This window comes from Burkholderia sp. AW33-5, assembly GCF_053427615.1.
Genome location: NZ_JBSAXA010000001.1, coordinates 193,951 through 211,361, shown reverse-complemented (window position 1 = coordinate 211,361; position 17,411 = coordinate 193,951). Strand labels below are relative to the sequence as shown.

Here is a 17,411-nt window from a genome sequence, read left to right as displayed (position 1 = left end):
CCGCCGAACGTGCGGTGTTCGTGGCGGGCGTCGGGCGACTATAGCGCGTTCGGCGGCAGCGTCTTCACGAAGAACGCGTTCAACCGACTATGACCCCATAAACAAGCCGTCATCTGGATGCCGAAATGTTCCGATTTATCCGGTAAAATCGCCAACCGAGAGCATTCCTGCGATAAATCCGGCGGAGAGAGACGCCCACTCATCGTTCTCGATCCAAGAGGGCCACGGCGATGAATTCACAAGAACTCGTGCGCGCAATCGGCGGCGGCCTGTTTCAACAAGGTCGCGTGCTCAGGCTCGATACTTCGCTGGGCCGGAACGTGTTGCTGCCCCAGACGGTTCACGGCGCGTCGCGGCTCGGCCGCGAATTCACGATGACGGTCGATGCCGTCTCGACCCGCGACAACATCGAGCTGAAGAAGCTGATCGCGCAGCCGGTCACGCTTTGGGTCGAACAGCAAGGCGACGCCTACCTGCCGTGGCACGGCTACGTGCAGACCGCGCGCCGGCTCGGCTTCGACGGCGGCATCACCGCATACCAGATCCGTTTCATGTCGTGGCTCGGCTTCCTGCGGTATCGCCGCGACCAGCGCATCTGGCAGGATCGCACCGCCGATGAAATCATTACCGACGTATTCAATCAGCATCCGCAAGCCGGCGGGATGTTCCGTTTTGCACTCTCCGCGCCGCTGCGAAATCGTTCGTTTTGCATGCAATTCGAGGACGACTGGCATTTCGTCCATCGCCTGCTCGAGGACGAAGGCTTGTTCGGCTATTTCGAGCAGGCCCCGGACGGCTCCCACCATACGCTGGTGATCACCGATTCGCTCCACTCGCTGCCCGCCGCGGTACCGTCCCGCGTGCCGTTCCAGCGCGCGGCCGCCAGCGACGAGACCCAGGCGCTGGTCCAGTGGTCAGGCACGCGCACACTGCAAAGCAGCCGTTACACGACGCGCACGTTCGACTACAAGTCGCCCGGCTCCACGCTCAATCCGAAAAGCACCGACATCCCGGCCCGGCCGAACCAGGGCGACCTGCCGGACCAGGCCGAGGTCTACGCGTACACGGGCGCCTATACGTACGGCGCGCAAGGTGACGGCAACCGCCAGTCGACCATCCGGATGGAAGAATGGGAATCGCGCGCGAGGCGGTTCCACGGGATCGGTGGCATGCGCGGCATCGACGCGGGCCAGGTGTTCGAGCTGACCAGCCATCCTGCCCATCCGCCCGCCGAACAGGACGCCAACCGGTTCGCCGTCGTCGAGACGGTCTGGTGGATCAGGAACAACATCCCGGCCACGCCGACGCATTTTCCGCACGGGCTGGCCGCGCAGTTCGACGCGATGAAGGCACAGCTCGGCGACGCGGCCGCCGCGATGGCGGTACGCCACACCGACGGCAGCGAGGGTTTCTATCTCGTCGAGATTGAGGCGCAGCGCCAGACGGTGCCCTTCCGCAGCCCGTTCGAGCATCCGAAGCCCGAGATGCACCTGCAGACCGCGACCGTCGCCGGGCCGAAGGGCGAGGAAGTGCATACCGACGAACTGAACCGGATCAAGGTCCGGTTCCACTGGGACCGCCTGAACGAAGGCGACGAGCGCGCATCGTGCTGGCTGCGCGTCGCGTCGTCGGACACGGGTGACGGATACGGCAGCGTGCACGTGCCCCGCATCGGCGAGGAGGTTGTCGTCGACTGGATGTCCGGCGACTGCGACCGGCCGATCGTCACGGCCCGGCTCTACAACGGCGCGACCAAACCGCAGTGGCACTCGGACGGCCTGCTGTCCGGCTTCCGCTCGAAGGAATATGCGGGCGGCGGCTACAACCAGCTCGTCATGGACGACGCGACCGGGCAAAACCGCGCGCAGCTCTACAGCAGCACGGCGAACAGCCTGCTGCATGTCGGCTATCTGATCGAACAGTCCGGCAACACCCGCGGCGCGTACGTCGGCAGCGGCTTCGACCTGAGGACCGATGCATACGGCGCCGTGCGCGCGAACCAGGGCCTGTACGTGACGACGCATCCGCAGACGGTGTCGAGCCAGCCGCTCGACGTGCGCGAGGCGCAGCAACAGCTCATCGGCGGCGAAAGCCTGCTCGAATCGCTGTCGAGCGTGAGCGAAGCGCATCAGGCCGACACGCTGCAACCCGGTCGCGACGCGCTGAAGACGTTCACAGATTCGACGCAGCAGAGCGTGCCCGGTGTCGCATCGGGCGGACGCACGGCAGGCGGCGGCACGGGCAACGCGAACGCGTTCGCGCAGCCCGTGATGCTGTTCGGCAGTCCGGCCGGCATCGGGATGGCCAGCCAGCAGTCGGTGCAGGTGGTCGCGGATCAGCATGTCAACGTCGTCAGCGGCCAGAACGTGCATGTTGCGGCCGGAAAGTCGCTGATCGCGAGCGTGATCTCCTCGGTGAGCCTATTCGCGCAGAACGCGGGGATGAAATGGTTCGCCGGCAAGGGCAAGATCGAGATCCGCGCGCACGACGACGACATCCAGCTCACCGCGCAGAAGACCGTCAAGGTCGTCTCCGCCACGGCACGGGTCGACGTCGCATCGAAGCAGCCGATCCTGCTGACGTCCGGCGGCGCATACATTCGTATCGGCAACGGCAACATCGAGATCCATGCACCCGGCAAGGTGGAATTCAAGGGAAGCGACCACAGCTTCTCGGGGCCGACCAGCCTCGACTATCCGCTGCCACGCCTGCCCGAAGGCGTATGTTCGGAATGCCGCCGCAGCGCCGCGAAAATGAAGTCCGCACTGACACCCCGGACATGAACGACGCTGCCTCCATGAAGCTGTTTCGCAATCTGGCGCGCGCGTTGCCGCTGCCGACGCAATGGCCACGCACGACCGCAGCGCAGCGGCACGACGATCTGCGCGACTGGCATCGCACGCGGCAAGTCGAACACACGCGCCCGTTGCGCCTGATCGCGCTCGTCGACGGCGCGCTGGACGATACGATGCTCGACGCGGCCCGTGCGCGAAGCATCGCGTGGCAATCGCTGTATCCGGACACGATGCTCGAAGCATCACGTCCCGAAATGGGACCGCTCCTGCTCGATCTGACGGAAGACGACGATGCATCGCGCGGGATGATGCTCGACCTGCTGAATGCAGGCGGCGAATCGGATCTCGTCGTGTGGCTCAAGACGAGTCACTCGGTATCCGAACTCGCGGCTTATCTGCATCCGCTTGCCGAAGCCACGTTGCCCGATACGCGTCAGGCGTTGCTGCGCTATTACGACCCGTCGGTTCTTCAGAATCTCTTGCCGGTCCTTACGCCCGCGCAACGCGGCGAATTACTGGCAGCGTTCGTCGAGTTGCGTTTTCGGTTCGATCCGTGGGAGGCCGTGGCGGGCGAGGAAAAAGGACCGCTACCCAAGCCCGCCGCGACGCCGATCGTGTTCACGGACGCGCAATACGACGCGCTCGCGCGGGAAGGCTTCGCGGAGACGCTCTATTTCCAGTTGCGCGACGAGTTCCTGCCGCCAGTGTCGGCAGTACCGGACCGCTGGGGCATTCGCTATGTGAAGGACCTGGTTGCACGTGCGCGGGAGCAGCATGGGCTCGCGAACGAGAACGATCTCGCGTATTTCGTGCTGGTCGGGATGAACGTGCATCCGGCGTTTGATGCGTATCCGGCGATTGCCGGGAAGATCGCGGCGCGCGGAGACGATCCACCGCCGTTGTCGTCCACGCTCGACGACGTCGACGCTCAAGTGTGGGCGGAACTGCTGGATGGGCATCCGCTGGCGGGTTACGCGGCGGAACGGCAACCGGCGGCGATGGCGGCGGAAGATGCGCGGCCAGATGCGGGTTGAACGGCGGGAGGCGGGGATGTTGAGTGGAATGCGTCGTGCGATTGCCGCAGGGATTACGATCGCAGGCAGCTTATGCTACGCACCGGCACACGCGGACAGCGACGGGCCCTATCGCGTCGTGGGCTTCAACTACACCGATCGCGGCGTCTACAATTTCGTCGTCGACGGATTCGGTGCAGGCAGCGTGCACGCCCGCCAGTTCGGCGGCGGCGGCGGGACGGTCTGTTGCATGCAGGTGCCGCGCAACAAGCAGACCTGGCACCTCAAGGTCACGTACGACCTGACTCCCGAAGAGAATGCGAAGAACCTGTCGCCGGAAATCTACGAGACGAACATCACCGTCCCGAAGTTGCCGAACGAGCGCGACGGTTATATCGAGTTTCGTTTCCTGCCTGACCGCAAGATCGAAGCCCGATGGGTCGAGTACCCGACCGGTCTGCGCAACTTGAACACAACGAGCAACGCGTCGTCTGCGACGAACTGAATGACAGGACCATCGACATGCTGAATTTTCTTCGCCGCCTCGTTCGTAATCCGATCGCGATTGCCGTGCTGCTGCTCGGTGGTGCGTGGTGGGTACATGCGCAGACCGCGAGCTACGGCCCCTATCGCGTCGTGGGCTTCAACTACACCGATCGCGGCGTCTATAACTTCGTCGTCGACGGATTCGGCGCTGGCAGCGTGCACGCCCGCCAGTTCGGCGGCGGCGGCGGTACGGTCTGTTGCATGGAGGTGCCGCGCAACAAGAAGACCTGGCACCTCAAGGTCACGTACGACCTGACTCCTGAAGAGGATGCGAAGAACCTGTCGCCGGAAATCTACGAGACGGACATCACCATCCCGAAGTTGCCGAACAAGCGCGACGGCTATATCGAGTTCCATTTCCTGCCTGACCGCAAGATCGAGGCCCAATGGGTCGAGTACCCGACGATGCCGCGCATGGGCGCCACCAACTAGCCGAGCGAGGAAAGCATGCCGAACGAGACCGCCGCCGCGCAAGGCGCCACGCAAAGTCAATCCGAATCCGGCGCCGCGGCGTCCCGCGCCGCACGCGCCGCAAGTGTCAGCGCGCAATTGCCCGCAGATCCGCCAAGTCCGTGCTTCCGCTGCAATCAGGAGATCTATCAGAGCTTCTTCTTCGATGGTTTCGCGCAGGGAATGGCAGACACCGATCGGCTATCGAATATCGCTCGCCTCTTCAACGCGCATGCGGACAGCAGCGACGAGTTCGGTATCTACAAGATGTATTACGAAGGCATGGGCCGTGACCTGTCGGTGCAAACAGTCGGCACCGCCAAGAAGGTCTTGACGGACGCGAGCGCCGCGTTGCTCAAGGAAGCCGACGGCAAGTTGATCAAGGACCCGGGCAAGAAAATCGCCGCCGACATCGGCCAACGGTTTCGCGACTCCCCTGCGGACAAAGGCCTGCTCTCGCGGGGAAAATCGTCCATCCTGGACGGACTGGATCATGCAGGCGAAACCGCACGAGGCAAGATCAAGGAATCGCTGACACTCAAAAAGGTCGGCGTCGATCTGCTGCCGGCCACCGTGACGATCGCGGCAGACTCCGTTCCGGTTGTCCGGGACAGTGAATTCGCGGCCGGTTATATGGGTACGGGTTTCGATGCACGCGTCAACAAGGCGATTGCCGATTTCAAGAGCAACGTCGAACACGCACGAGCAACCGACAAGCGTGAAATCAAGCGCATCCGCGTATCGCTTTTCGGATATGACCGTGGTGGCGTTATTGCGCGGAAGTTCGCGAACGAATTGATCGGAAAAATCTGCAAGCAGAAGGATGGAAAAATCACTTTTGACGGGATCGAGGTTCAGTTCGATTTCATGGGACTCTTCGATTGCGTATCGACGTCCTATGCGGATTCAATCTTCACCAAAGTCGTCGCACCGGTACTGGGTGTCGTTCCCGGAGAGGGAAAGGTCGCCAGCCTCAGCATCAAGGGATTGAGCCTTTTCGTCGCGCTGTCCAAGCAATCGCTCGGTCAATTCGATATCCAGAAGGAATTCAAGTCGATCGTCCACCACGTCGCCGCGACCGAGCTGCGCTTTTACAAAAATCTGGATTCGCCGAGAAAGTCACCCGACAACGCGAATCTTCGGGAAATCGTCTATCCCGGCAGCCAGTCGGATGTCGGCGGCGGATTCGTCGAAGGAGAGGATCAGAAATCGGCCGAACTCGCGCGTGTATCTGCACGAAACATGCTGGACAGCGCCTGGTCGGCCGGCGTACCGATGCTGCCGCTCGCGAAGTTGCGGACCATCTCGCCGATGGCTGCACGCGAATTCGATTTTCGGAAGACCGTCAACGTCAACGGCAAGGATCTCAACGTCAATGACCTTTTCGGCGCATACACAGCCATGCTGCCGAAATCGACCGGCACGCTCGAGGCCAATTTCCTCGAACATCAAAAACTGTTCGTGTCCTGGGCACGTCACGTCCATGATCGTACGGCGCACGAAAGCGCCGGCAACAACCTGTTCATCAACACCGTCGACGCCGACGTCTACAACGCGATCTTCCCCAATGGCGGCGGTCTGCCAAATTACGAAGGCCGCGACTGGTACTACAAGAGCCAGGACCCGAACTCCAAGGTTCCGCAGTTCACGTTCGGCGAGCGCCGCACGGTCGACAACATCTCCGACAAGACGGTGCGCGCCCTGGCCACAGCCTGGGTGCATCCGCCGAAACTGTCACCGGAAGTCATCGCGTTCTTCGACAACTTCGTTCACAACACGATCACGCGACTCAACAACGTGTCGCTTGGCGACGGCGTATTCATGCAGCTTCGCGAAATCGAGGAGAAAGGCTGGATGGCGCGCAAGACCGACACAGCAAAGGACTACGTGAAGAAGGTCATGGGCAACCTATCGAAGGACATCAAGGACGCGCAGGACGAGTACATCCGGCAAGTCACGTCGGGCCAGATCCCGCACGGTGCGTCGATCGGCGATCTCTCCGGCGACTGAACGGCACGCGGCGCACACGCGACCGGGTGCCGATCTCATTCAACCCGCGTCAGTTGTACCCGAGAATCGCCACCGCCGCGACATCCGGCCGATCGATCGTATTCCCGACGAGCGACGTCATCGGCTCCTGCAGCACGGCCTGATACGACGTCACATGCGCCTCCTCCGGCGCGCCGGCTTCGTCCCATACCGGCTCGTCGAATGCGTCGAGGCCACTGAAGAATCCGGGTTGCGTTTGCGTAACAGTCATCTCCACTCCTTTTGATATGTCGTCGATGTTCTAATTTGCCTGTTTCAACGGCGCTGCCTGCACGGGTGCGCCGTCATGCGCGCCTTCCGACTGTGCAAGTTGCGCGCGTGTGCGCCGCGTGATGTGAATCACCGCGAACACGACCGGCGCGATCAGCAGGCCTTCCGCCAGTTCGGGATCGACCGGCAGGTTCATCACGTGCAGCGCCTTGAACGCCGCTGTCGCGAGCGACAGCACGTAGTACGAAATGGCCGCCACCGACAATCCTTCGACCGCGTGCTGCAGATGAAGCTGATTGCGCGCGGTGCGCTCCATGCCGGCCAGCAAGCGCGTCACGTCCTTTTCCTGCGCGAGATTCACGCGCGTGCGCAACAGGTCCACAGCGCGCGCGATCCGCGCGGCGATCTGCTCGTGACGCGCCCACACGCTGCGGCAGGTTTCCATTGCCGGCGCGAAGCGCCGCTCCATGAACTCGGCGATCGTCGGCATCCCTTCGATGCGCTCCTCGCGCAATTCGTGGATGCGCGCCAGCACGAGCTTTTCGTAGGCACGCGACGCGCTGAAGCGGCCGCCGGCCCCCGACAGCGCCTCGACCCGCACCGCGAGATGCGTGAGCTTCACGAGCAGGGCCGCGTCGTCGCCGTCGGCGCCGCTCGCGTCCATCCGCTGCATCAGCGCATGCAGCGCCGCATGGATTTCGTCGAGCTCGCGGCTCATCCGCCGCGCGACCGGCAACGCGAGCAGCGCCATCATCCGGTACGTCTCGATTTCATACAGGCGCTGCAGCAGTCGGCCGCCCTGCTCCTCGCGAAAATCCTCGTCGACGACGAGAAAGCGCATGAAACCGTCGTCACGCACGTGCCAGTCGCAAAACACCTTGCCGCCGCCCAGCACGTTGCTGCCGACGAGCGCGGGCCCGTCGATCCAGCGGCGCATGTCACCGCACACGAGCCGCGCGGCATCGCCCGACAGCAACTCCATGCGCACCGCGACGAAGCGGATGCCCGCGAGCCGCGCGAACCACGCGGCAGGAATCCCTTCGATCGCGAGATCGTCGAAATAGCCGGTGTCGCGACGCGGCGCGACGAACGTGAACGTCGAGAATTCGGTGTGGCGCTCCCACTTCAGATGCCAGCCGCACGGCGACTGCACCGCATGGTGGGTCGCGCCGTCCTGCGGCACGGCAATGCCGGTGTCGCGACACAGCGCGTGCAGCAGCGTTTCGTGGATGTCGGACTGGCCGTCCGCGTAGATCGCGTAGTGCGTGAGCGACACGGCCTCGGCGAGCCGCAGGAACGGCCGGGCATGCAATTCCGCGGCCAGTGCGGCGCGCAACGGATGATCCATCATCGGTACACCACTCTTCCCTGTTCAACGCTGCGTGCCGGGCATGCCGGCGTGATGGCCGCACCGCATCGAGCGACACAGCAGGCTCGATGCCACTATGGCAGACACACAGCGACAATAAAAACGCATAATGCTGATCGTTACATTCAGTTTTCCTGATACCGATGAAGATGCTCGATCACGACGTGCTGGCCACCGTCGTCGCCGTTGCGGAAACCGGCAACATGACCCGCGCCGCCGAAGCGGTGAACCGCTCGCAATCGGCCGTGAGCATGCAGATCAAGAGCCTCGAGGACGCGATCGGCCGGCCGCTGTTCGTGCGCAAGCCGCGCAGCATCGTGCTGACGCGCGAAGGCGAGGTGCTGCTGGGATTCGCCAGACGAATGCTGGCGCTGCGCGACGAGGCGTGGGCGGCCGTGGTGCGGCCGGAAGTGACCGGCAAGGTCGTGATCGGCGTGCCGGACGACTATGCGTCGTCGCTGCTGCCGTCGGTGCTGAAGAAGTTTTCGGCGACCTACCCGAAGGTCGAGATCCAGGTGATCGGGCTGCCGAGCAGCGCGCTCGCGCCGCTCCTGAAGGACGGCACCGTCGATCTCGTGTGCGGCACGCGCATCAAGGGGCTGTCCGGCGACTTCATCCGCCACGAGCCGATGGCGTGGGCCGCGATGACGAACGGGCCGCGCGTATGGGAAGAACGGCCGCTGCCGATCGCGGTGTTCATGCCGGGCAGCGTCGCGCGCGAGAACGCGATCCGCAGCCTCGAACGCGCGAAGCTGCCGTTTCGCACGTCCTATGAAAGCCCGAGCCTGCTCGGGCTGCTCAGCATGGTCGAGGCCGGGCTCGCGGTCGCGCCGCTCGCGCGCTGCGCGATTCCCGCGCAATTGTCGATGCTCGGCCGCTCGCACGGGCTGCCCGATCTGCCGCCGCTCGAGCTGATCCTCGCGCGCAGCACGAAATCGAAGCGCCCGCCGTGCGACTTTCTCGCGGAACAACTGATGGAAGACCTGCAGCGGCAAACCGGCCAGACCGGCGACGCCTGAACCGCGGCCGGGCGCGCGCCGCCTGCGCCGTCACGAACCGCCGGGCCGTGGATGGCCGGCCGCGAGCAGCGCCGCGTTGACGATGCCCGCTACCGTGTCGACGAGCGCCTCCAGCGTGTCGCCGTGCACATGCCGGCCGGCCGGCGGAATGCATTCGGTACGCCGGCCGCCCCACTGCGACCCGGCCGTCACCGACAGCGTCGCGCCGAACCGGTTGCCGTGCCGTCGGCCGAAGATGCCGACGCGCTGCTCGCCCAGATACGCCTGCTCCGGAAGAAACAGCCGAATGTCGACCGCAACCTGGTCCGGATCGCCGGCGCGCGCAATCGCATCGGCCGACGGCGCGAACGTCTTCGCGATGCGCAGCGTCACGTGCGAATCCCAGGCGGCCAGCGGCCCGCCGGCCGCGTCGACACGTTCGAGGTCGACCGACCACTGATGGCGGTCCGGCAGCCGGATCGCCTGACGCAGCAGCACGTCCGCCGCGCGCACGGTCACCCGCAACTGCAAGGCCAGCTGCGTGCCCGACGGCAACGTCGCCACGCGCACGCGGCCGCTTGCCGGACGCGTGGTCTGCACTTCTTCCATGAGGTGCATGGATTCCTCCCTGTCAAGGGCCGGCGCCGAGTGCGACGCGGCGCATAAACGCTCGCCGCGACCGGCCCGCCCCCGGGCACGACAGCCGGCGAATCGGCGGCGAACCCTACGGTACGAGCAATTGGCGTTCCCCGGCCGGACGATCCTGCGTCGCCACGCGCAGACGGCGGGCAACGGGACCGATCACGGCATCGACCTGCTGCGCGATCAGCATGTGCAGCGTGAAGTCGAGATCCTCCGACGCGATGTCGAATTCCACATGGATCACGTCGCGCACGGTACGCGCGCTGACCACATACACGCCGAGCGGGGAATGCAGCAACGCCGCGAGCCGGGCGTGCGCGAGCGCGCCGGTGTCGGCCGTCAGCGTGACGGGCAACCGCAGGCGCGGGCGCGGCGGCGGAAACGGGATGACGGTCGTGCGCGCGCCGGCGCGCAGTTGAAGGCCGGCGATGTCGTATTCGGGTACGGGATGGATGAAGGTCATGGCGCGGACGGAGGGCGTCCTGGCTGTTGGACACATCCCGAGCTTAGAAGGCGCCGCATCAATACCGTGCAAAAAAACGGCTTTGCAGTGAAAAAAACGGCATGCGCGCCGGCCGTACCGCTATGCGAACGCCTCGAGCGACGCCCGCCGCCGCTCGTCGACCATGGCTTCAATCAGCGAGACCAGATCGTCGGTCAGCGGATCGCAGATACCCGGCGAGCGATGCAGTTCGAGGTCGGCGGGCGGTAGCGGCGGCAAGCCGTCCGCTTGGTCGAGCACGCGCCAGTTCGCGGGCAGCGTGCAGCGGTCGATCATCGTCACGGCCGCGCCGTGGTTCACCGCGATCTTGATGCCGGTCGGGCTCTGGCTCGTATAGACGACGTGGTACGGCCGCTCGGCGGTCGCGAGCGCCTGCAGGCCGCGCTGCCGATAGCAGCACGTTTCCGGAAACAGCGCGAGCGGCACCGATGCGTGCCGGTCGAGCGCGAAGTCGCGATGCGCGGCCCACACGACGTCGTGACGGCCAAGCAGCCGCCCGGCCGCATTCGGCCCGTGCCGCACCACGAGCGCGACGTCCAGCTCGCCGGCCTGCAGCCGCTCGACCAGCTCCAGCGACATCCGGCAATGCACGTGCAAGCGCGCGCCCGGCCGCAGCGCGTAGAACGACTTCAGCAAGTCGGGCAGCCACAGCTCCGCGTAATCCTCGGGCAGCCCGAAACGCACGACACCGCGGTCGCTGCTCGTCTGCTTCAACGCGATGATTGCGTCGTTCTGCACCTGGATGATCCGGCGCGCGTGGATCAGGAAGTTCTCGCCATCGCGAGACAGCTCGAGCCGCCGGCTGTTGCGCATGAACAGGTGCGTGTCGAGCCGCTCCTCGAGCGTGCGGATCCGCAGGCTGATGGTCGACTGCGTGCGATGCAGCTGCCGGGCCGCCGCGGTGAAGCCGCCGCTCTCGACGACGGCGACGAATGCGCGGATCAGCTCCGGGTCGAGAGAGCTGAGCTTCGACCAATCGGGTCTCTGAATGGCTGCCATCGGAATTACTCGCTTTCGAAAAAGGACGGGGCGTCGAAAGATAAGGCCCGGGGTACGCCGATTGTTGTCCAGACGCGCGCGGCGCTCCAACCCCTGCCCGGGTATGACAAACCCGGAGCCAGCACGCCGCCGCCCACCCGCACCGCCCGTTCCGCGACATCGTCCGGTAGCGCCGGCGGCCCGACCGGCGGGCGTTCGCGCGTGGCGGCCAGGGGTTTTCACGGAGACGACGAAAACACATACCTCGATCAGAAAACATCGATTCACCGGCCGCATCGCGGCCCCGGACAATCGCCTCACACCAACTTCATCGACGAGACACCGCAATGACCGCACCGCATCCCAGACAGCTTTTCATCGGCGAAGGCTTCGAAGGCCCCGGAGTCAACCTTGCGCACATCAACGTGCTGATCGGCCCCCGCGACGGCCCCGCCGGGCAGGCGTTCGCGACCGCGCTTGCGACGCCGTCGGCCGGCCATGCGCCGTTCGTCGTGATCGCGCAGCCCGGCATTCCGACCAAGCCGCTCACGCTGTACGTGAACAAGGCTCAGATCGACGGCGACTTCCACGGCAATGCGACATGGGGCGCCTCGCAGGCCGGCATCGCGAAAGCCGTGGCCGAAGCGCTCGAAAACGGCACGCTGCCGCCCGAAGCCGAAAACGACTGGGTCGTCGTATCGGCGAACTGGGTCAATCCGCGGACCGACGATCTCGACGCCGTATTCGAGAACAACTACCGCGCGTGCCGCAACGCGATCGTCGCCGCGATGGAAGGGCTGCCGCATCGCGACGCCGTGTTCGCCGCCGCGCGCGACGTATCGAATCCGTTCTACACACCCAAAAAGAACTGACCGACAACGAGCGGCCGGCAAGGCCGTGACAGGAGGAAGCATGGAATACGTCCGCCTCGGCCAGTCCGGCCTGAAGGTGTCCCGCCTGTGTCTCGGCACGATGAACATGGGCACGCCCGAATGGAAGCCGTGGATCTTCGACGAAGCGCAGAGCGAGCCGATCGTGCGCCGCGCGCTCGATGCCGGCGTCAACTTCATCGATCTCGCGGATTTCTATTCGACGGGTGTCGGCGAGGAAGTGGTCGGCCGCATCCTGAAGCGCAACGCGCGCCGCGAGGAGCTGGTCGTCACGACCAAGGTCGGCTACGACATGGGCAGCTATCCGAACGCGGGCGGCCATTCGCGCAAGCACGTGCTGGACGGCATCGACGGGTCGCTGAAGCGTCTCGGAATGGATTACGTCGACATCTTCATGCTGCACTTCTTCGACGTGAACACGCCCGTCGAGGAAACGATGAGCGCGATGCACGACATCGTGCGGGCGGGCAAGGCGCGCTATATCGGCGTGTCGACGATGTACACGTGGCAATTCGCGAAAATCATGCAGGCGTGCGAGCGCAACGGCTGGGACAAGCCGATCAACATGCAGTTGCAGCTGAACCTTGCGTATCGCGAGGAAGAGCGCGAGATGGTGCCGTACTGCATCGACCAGGGCGTCGGCGTGTCCGTGTTCAGTCCGCTCGCGCGCGGCCTGCTGACATGCGAGCCGCAATCGACGCGCAACCAGACCGACTTCTTCACCGCGCAGATGTACGGCGACGCGTCGTCGCTCGCGATAGCCGAATCGGTCGCGAAGGTCGCGAAGCGGCGCGGCGTGCCGCCCGCGCAGATCGCCCAGGCCTGGGTACTGAGCCGCCCCGGCATTGCCAGCATGCTGGTCGGCGCCGATTCCGTCGCGCAGTTCGACAGCGCGCTCGGCGCGCTCGAGACGCAACTCGGCGAAGACGAACTGCACGAGCTCGAGCGCAACTACACGCCGTGCGACCTGATCAACGACTACACCGCCGGCAAGCGGATCGCGCGCGAGTCGCGCCCGGCGCAGGGCAGTTTTGCGGCAGACTGAAGGAACGAAACGCAATGAGCGAATTTCTGAGAACGGGCCACTACATCGGCGGTGAATGGCACGAGCCGCATCGCGCGAGCGATGCAACCTATCCGGTGCTGAATCCCGCCACGGGCGAGACGGTCGCGAAAGTCGCGAAAGGCGATGCCGAAGACGCCCAGCGCGCGATCGACGCCGCCGCGCACGCATTGCCCGCATGGCGCGCGCTGACCGCGAAGGAGCGCGGCACCCGCGTCAAGCGCTGGGGCGAACTGATGCTCGAACATCGCGACGCACTCGCCGAGCTGCTGACGCGCGAACAGGGCAAGCCGCTCGCGGAGGCGCGTGGAGAAGTCGCCTACGCCGCGAGCTTTCTCGAATGGTTCGCGGAAGAAGCGAAACGCATGTACGGCGACGTGATCCCGAGCCCGAAGCCCGACACGCAGATCGTCGTCACGCGCGAACCGGTCGGTGTCGTCGCGGCGATCACGCCGTGGAACTTCCCGCTCGCGATGATCACGCGCAAGGCCGGCCCCGCGCTCGCGGCCGGCTGCACGATGGTGCTGAAGCCGTCCGAGGAAACGCCGCTGTCGGCATTCGCGCTGGCGGTGCTCGCCGAACGGGCGGGCGTGCCGGCCGGCGTGTTCAACGTCGTGTCGGGCGACGCGGTCGCGATCGGCGAGGCGCTCACGCATTCGCCGGTCGTGCGCAAGCTGTCGTTCACGGGCTCGACACGCGTCGGCAAACTGCTCGCCAGGCAATCGGCCGACACGCTGAAGAAGCTGTCGCTCGAACTCGGCGGCAATGCACCGTTCATCGTGTTCGACGACGCCGATCTCGACGCGGCCGTGCAGGGCGCTATCGCATCGAAGTTCCGCAACACCGGCCAGACCTGCGTGTGCGTGAATCGCTTTCTCGTCCAGGACGGCGTATACGAAGCCTTCACGCGCAAGCTCGCCGACGCGGTACGCGCGCTGCGCGTCGGCAACGCGCTCGCGGGCGACGTCGACCAGGGGCCGCTCATCAACGAAGCGGCACTCGACAAGGTCGAGCGGCACGTGGCCGATGCGACCGCGAAAGGGGCACGCGTGGTCGTCGGCGGCAAGCGCCACGCGCTCGGCGGCACGTTCTACGAACCGACGGTGCTGACCGGTATGACGCCCGACATGCTGATCGCCGAAGAAGAAACCTTCGGCCCCGTCGCCGGCTGCTTCCGCTTCACGACCGAAGACGAAGCGGTCGCCGCGGCGAACGACACGCCGTTCGGTTTGTCCGCCTACTTCTACACGCGCGACCTCGGCCGCGCATGGCGCGTGTCCGGCGCGCTGGAAAGCGGGATGGTCGGCATCAACGACGGGATCATCTCGACCGAGGTCGCGCCGTTCGGCGGCGTCAAACAGTCGGGGCTCGGCCGCGAAGGCTCGAAGTACGGCCTCGATGAGTACGTGGAGCTCAAGTACACGCTGATGGCCGGACTCGGCCGCTGACCACGCCCGACGGTCGATGCGCGCCGCGCGACGAGGTTCGTGCTGGCCGGCGTGCTGCCGGCCGGGAAGATCGTGCCGATCGCGTGGGCGCCCCGGACGAAGCATTCGACGCTGGAGGAGGCGGCCGGGCGTCGAGGCGCGCGCTCGCCCGGTTACGCCGGGCAGTCGCCCTATTCGACACGTCTCACGCTCGGCGTCCACATGCCTACCCCTTCCTCGCCGCTTGCGCCCGCAGCCACGCCGCGAATGCGCCCACATGCTCGACCACCGCGTTTTCCGGCGCGATGTCGAGCCAATAGCCGAACGGACCGATCGGCTGTACCGGCGACAACCGCACGAGGCTACCCTCGCCGATCTCCTCCTCGATCATGGTGAGGTCGACCACGGCAAGCCCCGCGCCCTTGCGGGCCGCGCGAATCGCCTGTTCGAGCGTCGAGAATTCGATGCCGTCGCCAATCCGCTCGACTGCGACGCCAGCCTGCTCGCACCAGTCGGCCCACAGCGTCAAACGCTTGCCCTCGTGCAGCACATGCAGTGACGGCAACCTGCGGAACAGCGCCTCGAGCGTATCGCCGCGATAACGCGGCGCACCGACCAGCGCGTGCCGCTCCATCATCAGCAGTTCGGATTGCATACCGGGCCGCGCCGCGCGCCCGAAACGGATATGGCAATGACAATCGTCGGCCGGCTCGGTGCGGATCGACAGCTCGACGTCCGGCAATGCCTCCGCGAGCGTGCCAAGTCGTGGCGAAAACCACTGCGTGGCAAACGTCGGCGGCAGCGATACCGTGAGACGTCGTTTCGCGTCCGGCCGCGCGACGGCGATCCCGCCGATGCCGCGCTCGATCGTGTCGAACGCCTTCCCGACGAACGGCAGCAGCCGCTCGCCGGCCTCCGTCAGGCGCACGCCCTTGTGATCCCGCTCGAACAGCCGCACGCCGAGCGCGTCCTCGAGCAACCGGATCTGACGGCTCACCGCGCCTTGTGTCACGCATAGCGAAACCGCCGCGCGATTGAAGCTCAGATGACGCGCGGTCTCCTCGAAAAACCGCAACGCGATCAACGATGGCAGGCGTCGCATGATATGTGTGTCCCTCTCCGTCTTTCGTCCGGCTGCCAGTCGGCCTGCCAGCAATCTCGAGCGCAGCTTTATCGCAGAAAAGCGCGCGCCCCGGCAGGCCGTGAAAACCCCGATATCCGTTGCGCGCGCGGCCGCCGCATTCGGCGTTCCCGTCTCGTCGTCTCCCCGCCTACAATGAGCATCCCGCACCAAAACGACACCGCCCCGTGAGACGCAAGATGCCGGCGCTGAATGCGCTGAAAGCCTTCGAGATGGCCGGCCGCACCGGCAGCTTCACGCGCGCCGCCGAACTGCTCAACGTGACGCAGAGCGCGGTGAGCCGCCAGGTGCGTCAGCTCGAAAGCCAGCTCGGCGAAACGCTGCTCGAGCGCCGCCATCACCAGCTCGAGCTGACGGCGGCCGGGCGTGTGCTGCTGCGCGCGCTGCAGCAATCGTTCGACAAGATCGAGCTGACCGTGCGCGGCCTGCAGGAGAAAACCCACCTGAACCGCCTGCGCGCGAACGTCCCGCCGACCTTCGCCGCGCGCTGGCTGGTGCCGCGTCTCGGCCGGCTGCGCGACGCGCATCCGGAATTCGAGCTCAGCCTCACGACGCGCATCCACGACAGCCTCGGCGAATCGCGCGTGCTCGACTGCGCGATCCGCTTCGGCGACGGCGAATGGGACGGCTTCGACAACGCACTGCTGATGCAGGAGCAGCATATCGCCGTCTGCGCCCCCGCGCTCTACGCGCGGCTGAGGCAGGACGGCGCGCCGATCGGCCTGAATCGCTTCACGCTGCTGCACGTGCTCGCCACCGACGACCAGCGCTACCTGACCTGGCAGCACTGGCTGAAGGCCGCCGGCATCGCCGACGTCGACACGCGCGGCGGCTACGAATTCGACCTGCTCGACCACGCGATCCGCGCGGCGATCGACGGCCTCGGCATCACGATCGCCGACCGCCACATGGTCGCGCGCGAACTTGCGACCGGGCAATTGATGCAGGTGCTCAACGTGCACGTCGACGGTCACCAGTCGTACTGGTTCGTCACGCGGCCCGAACAGACGAACCTGCCGCACATCGTGCAGTTCCGCGACTGGCTCCAGCAGGAAGTATGGCTCGCGAAGCGCCATCTCGAGCCGTCGTCGCCGCTGCCGCAAGTGCCGCTGGCCTGACGGGCTATCCGTCCCCGCCTGGCCCTCCATCGAGCCTCGGCCCCGGTCGCGGGCGAGACCTGGGCGGCTTCCGCGCCCGTGCGCACCTGGCCCCGTGTGAACCGGGTCCGGTCACCGTCCGGCGCCCCGGCGCGCGCCACGACAGTCTTGCCGGACGGACGATTCCGGCTGATCGGTGGAGTAACGTGCATTTTTCTCATGCACGGCGCGAAAATAAGTC

16 protein-coding genes are annotated in these 17,411 nt (G+C 65.6%); 10 read left to right on the top strand and 6 right to left on the bottom strand.

The annotated features are described in order from the left end of the window. Window positions 1–230: 230 nt before the first annotated feature. The 5 genes from ACV22V_RS01005 to ACV22V_RS00985 are packed head-to-tail and all read left to right on the top strand — an operon-like array spanning window position 231 to window position 6,814. Window positions 231–2,783, top strand: a complete 2,553-nt coding sequence (locus ACV22V_RS01005) for a type VI secretion system Vgr family protein (protein ID WP_448012727.1) — start codon at window positions 231–233, stop codon at window positions 2,781–2,783. Next, on the top strand, window positions 2,780–3,829 hold the full coding sequence (locus ACV22V_RS01000; RefSeq protein ID WP_448012726.1) for a DUF4123 domain-containing protein: 1,050 nt from the start codon (window positions 2,780–2,782) through the stop codon (window positions 3,827–3,829). The genes ACV22V_RS01005 and ACV22V_RS01000 overlap by 4 nt, the downstream gene beginning before the upstream one ends. Next, window positions 3,807–4,313: a DUF3304 domain-containing protein gene (locus ACV22V_RS00995; protein ID WP_448012725.1), complete on the top strand. Its 507-nt coding sequence runs from the start codon at window positions 3,807–3,809 to the stop codon at window positions 4,311–4,313. Before ACV22V_RS01000 ends, ACV22V_RS00995 begins: the two co-directional genes overlap by 23 nt. Before the next feature lie 17 nt (window positions 4,314–4,330). Then, window positions 4,331–4,786, top strand: coding sequence for a DUF3304 domain-containing protein (locus tag ACV22V_RS00990; protein ID WP_322040599.1), 456 nt, complete (start codon window positions 4,331–4,333; stop codon window positions 4,784–4,786). Window positions 4,787–4,801: 15 nt separating this feature from the next. Then, window positions 4,802–6,814 carry a hypothetical protein gene (locus ACV22V_RS00985; protein WP_448012724.1) on the top strand — a complete coding sequence of 671 codons (2,013 nt, stop codon included), beginning with the start codon at window positions 4,802–4,804 and terminating at the stop codon, window positions 6,812–6,814. A gap of 49 nt (window positions 6,815–6,863) precedes the next feature. Here ACV22V_RS00985 and ACV22V_RS00980 read toward each other — a convergent pair whose 3' ends face one another. Together ACV22V_RS00980 and ACV22V_RS00975 are read right to left on the bottom strand one after the other, a co-directional pair. After that, window positions 6,864–7,064: a hypothetical protein gene (locus ACV22V_RS00980; RefSeq protein ID WP_448012723.1), complete on the bottom strand. Its 201-nt coding sequence runs from the start codon at window positions 7,062–7,064 to the stop codon at window positions 6,864–6,866. Window positions 7,065–7,094: 30 nt separating this feature from the next. Next, window positions 7,095–8,414, bottom strand: a complete 1,320-nt coding sequence (locus ACV22V_RS00975; protein ID WP_448012722.1) for a DUF3422 family protein — start codon at window positions 8,412–8,414, stop codon at window positions 7,095–7,097. 161 nt (window positions 8,415–8,575) lie between these two features. Here ACV22V_RS00975 and ACV22V_RS00970 point away from each other — a divergent pair, with 161 nt between their 5' ends. Then, a complete protein-coding gene (locus ACV22V_RS00970) occupies window positions 8,576–9,451 on the top strand; it encodes a LysR family transcriptional regulator (protein WP_044848057.1) in 876 nt (291 codons plus the stop codon). Window positions 9,452–9,481: 30 nt separating this feature from the next. Here the strand turns inward: ACV22V_RS00970 and ACV22V_RS00965 are convergent, their stop codons facing one another. From ACV22V_RS00965 to ACV22V_RS00955, 3 genes are all read right to left on the bottom strand, one after another. Then, window positions 9,482–10,048 (bottom strand): hypothetical protein, encoded by a 567-nt coding sequence (locus ACV22V_RS00965; RefSeq protein ID WP_059533712.1) that lies wholly within the window; start codon window positions 10,046–10,048, stop codon window positions 9,482–9,484. A 106-nt stretch (window positions 10,049–10,154) separates the two neighbouring features. Beyond that, the gene (locus ACV22V_RS00960; protein ID WP_448012721.1) at window positions 10,155–10,535 is read right to left on the bottom strand and encodes a hypothetical protein; all 381 of its coding nucleotides are present in this window, start codon (window positions 10,533–10,535) and stop codon (window positions 10,155–10,157) included. Window positions 10,536–10,655: 120 nt separating this feature from the next. Then, window positions 10,656–11,573 (bottom strand): LysR family transcriptional regulator, encoded by a 918-nt coding sequence (locus ACV22V_RS00955; RefSeq protein ID WP_059692516.1) that lies wholly within the window; start codon window positions 11,571–11,573, stop codon window positions 10,656–10,658. Window positions 11,574–11,899: 326 nt separating this feature from the next. On the opposite strand from ACV22V_RS00955, the gene fae reads away from it, so the two are divergent. Genes fae through ACV22V_RS00940 form a run of 3 tightly spaced genes read left to right on the top strand, consistent with a single transcriptional unit; the run spans window position 11,900 to window position 14,953 of the window. Next, window positions 11,900–12,424, top strand: a complete 525-nt coding sequence (fae, locus tag ACV22V_RS00950) for a formaldehyde-activating enzyme (RefSeq protein ID WP_448012720.1) — start codon at window positions 11,900–11,902, stop codon at window positions 12,422–12,424. A 40-nt stretch (window positions 12,425–12,464) separates the two neighbouring features. Further along, complete coding sequence (locus tag ACV22V_RS00945; RefSeq protein WP_059692519.1) at window positions 12,465–13,487, top strand: aldo/keto reductase; 1,023 nt, start codon at window positions 12,465–12,467, stop codon at window positions 13,485–13,487. Between the two features lie 14 nt (window positions 13,488–13,501). Next, complete coding sequence (locus ACV22V_RS00940) at window positions 13,502–14,953, top strand: NAD-dependent succinate-semialdehyde dehydrogenase (RefSeq protein WP_448012719.1); 1,452 nt, start codon at window positions 13,502–13,504, stop codon at window positions 14,951–14,953. A 205-nt stretch (window positions 14,954–15,158) separates the two neighbouring features. Here the strand turns inward: ACV22V_RS00940 and ACV22V_RS00935 are convergent, their stop codons facing one another. After that, complete coding sequence (locus tag ACV22V_RS00935) at window positions 15,159–16,034, bottom strand: LysR substrate-binding domain-containing protein (RefSeq protein WP_059692521.1); 876 nt, start codon at window positions 16,032–16,034, stop codon at window positions 15,159–15,161. A 218-nt stretch (window positions 16,035–16,252) separates the two neighbouring features. Here ACV22V_RS00935 and ACV22V_RS00930 point away from each other — a divergent pair, with 218 nt between their 5' ends. Continuing rightward, window positions 16,253–17,191 carry a LysR substrate-binding domain-containing protein gene (locus tag ACV22V_RS00930; RefSeq protein ID WP_059692522.1) on the top strand — a complete coding sequence of 313 codons (939 nt, stop codon included), beginning with the start codon at window positions 16,253–16,255 and terminating at the stop codon, window positions 17,189–17,191. Window positions 17,192–17,411: the final 220 nt, after the last annotated feature.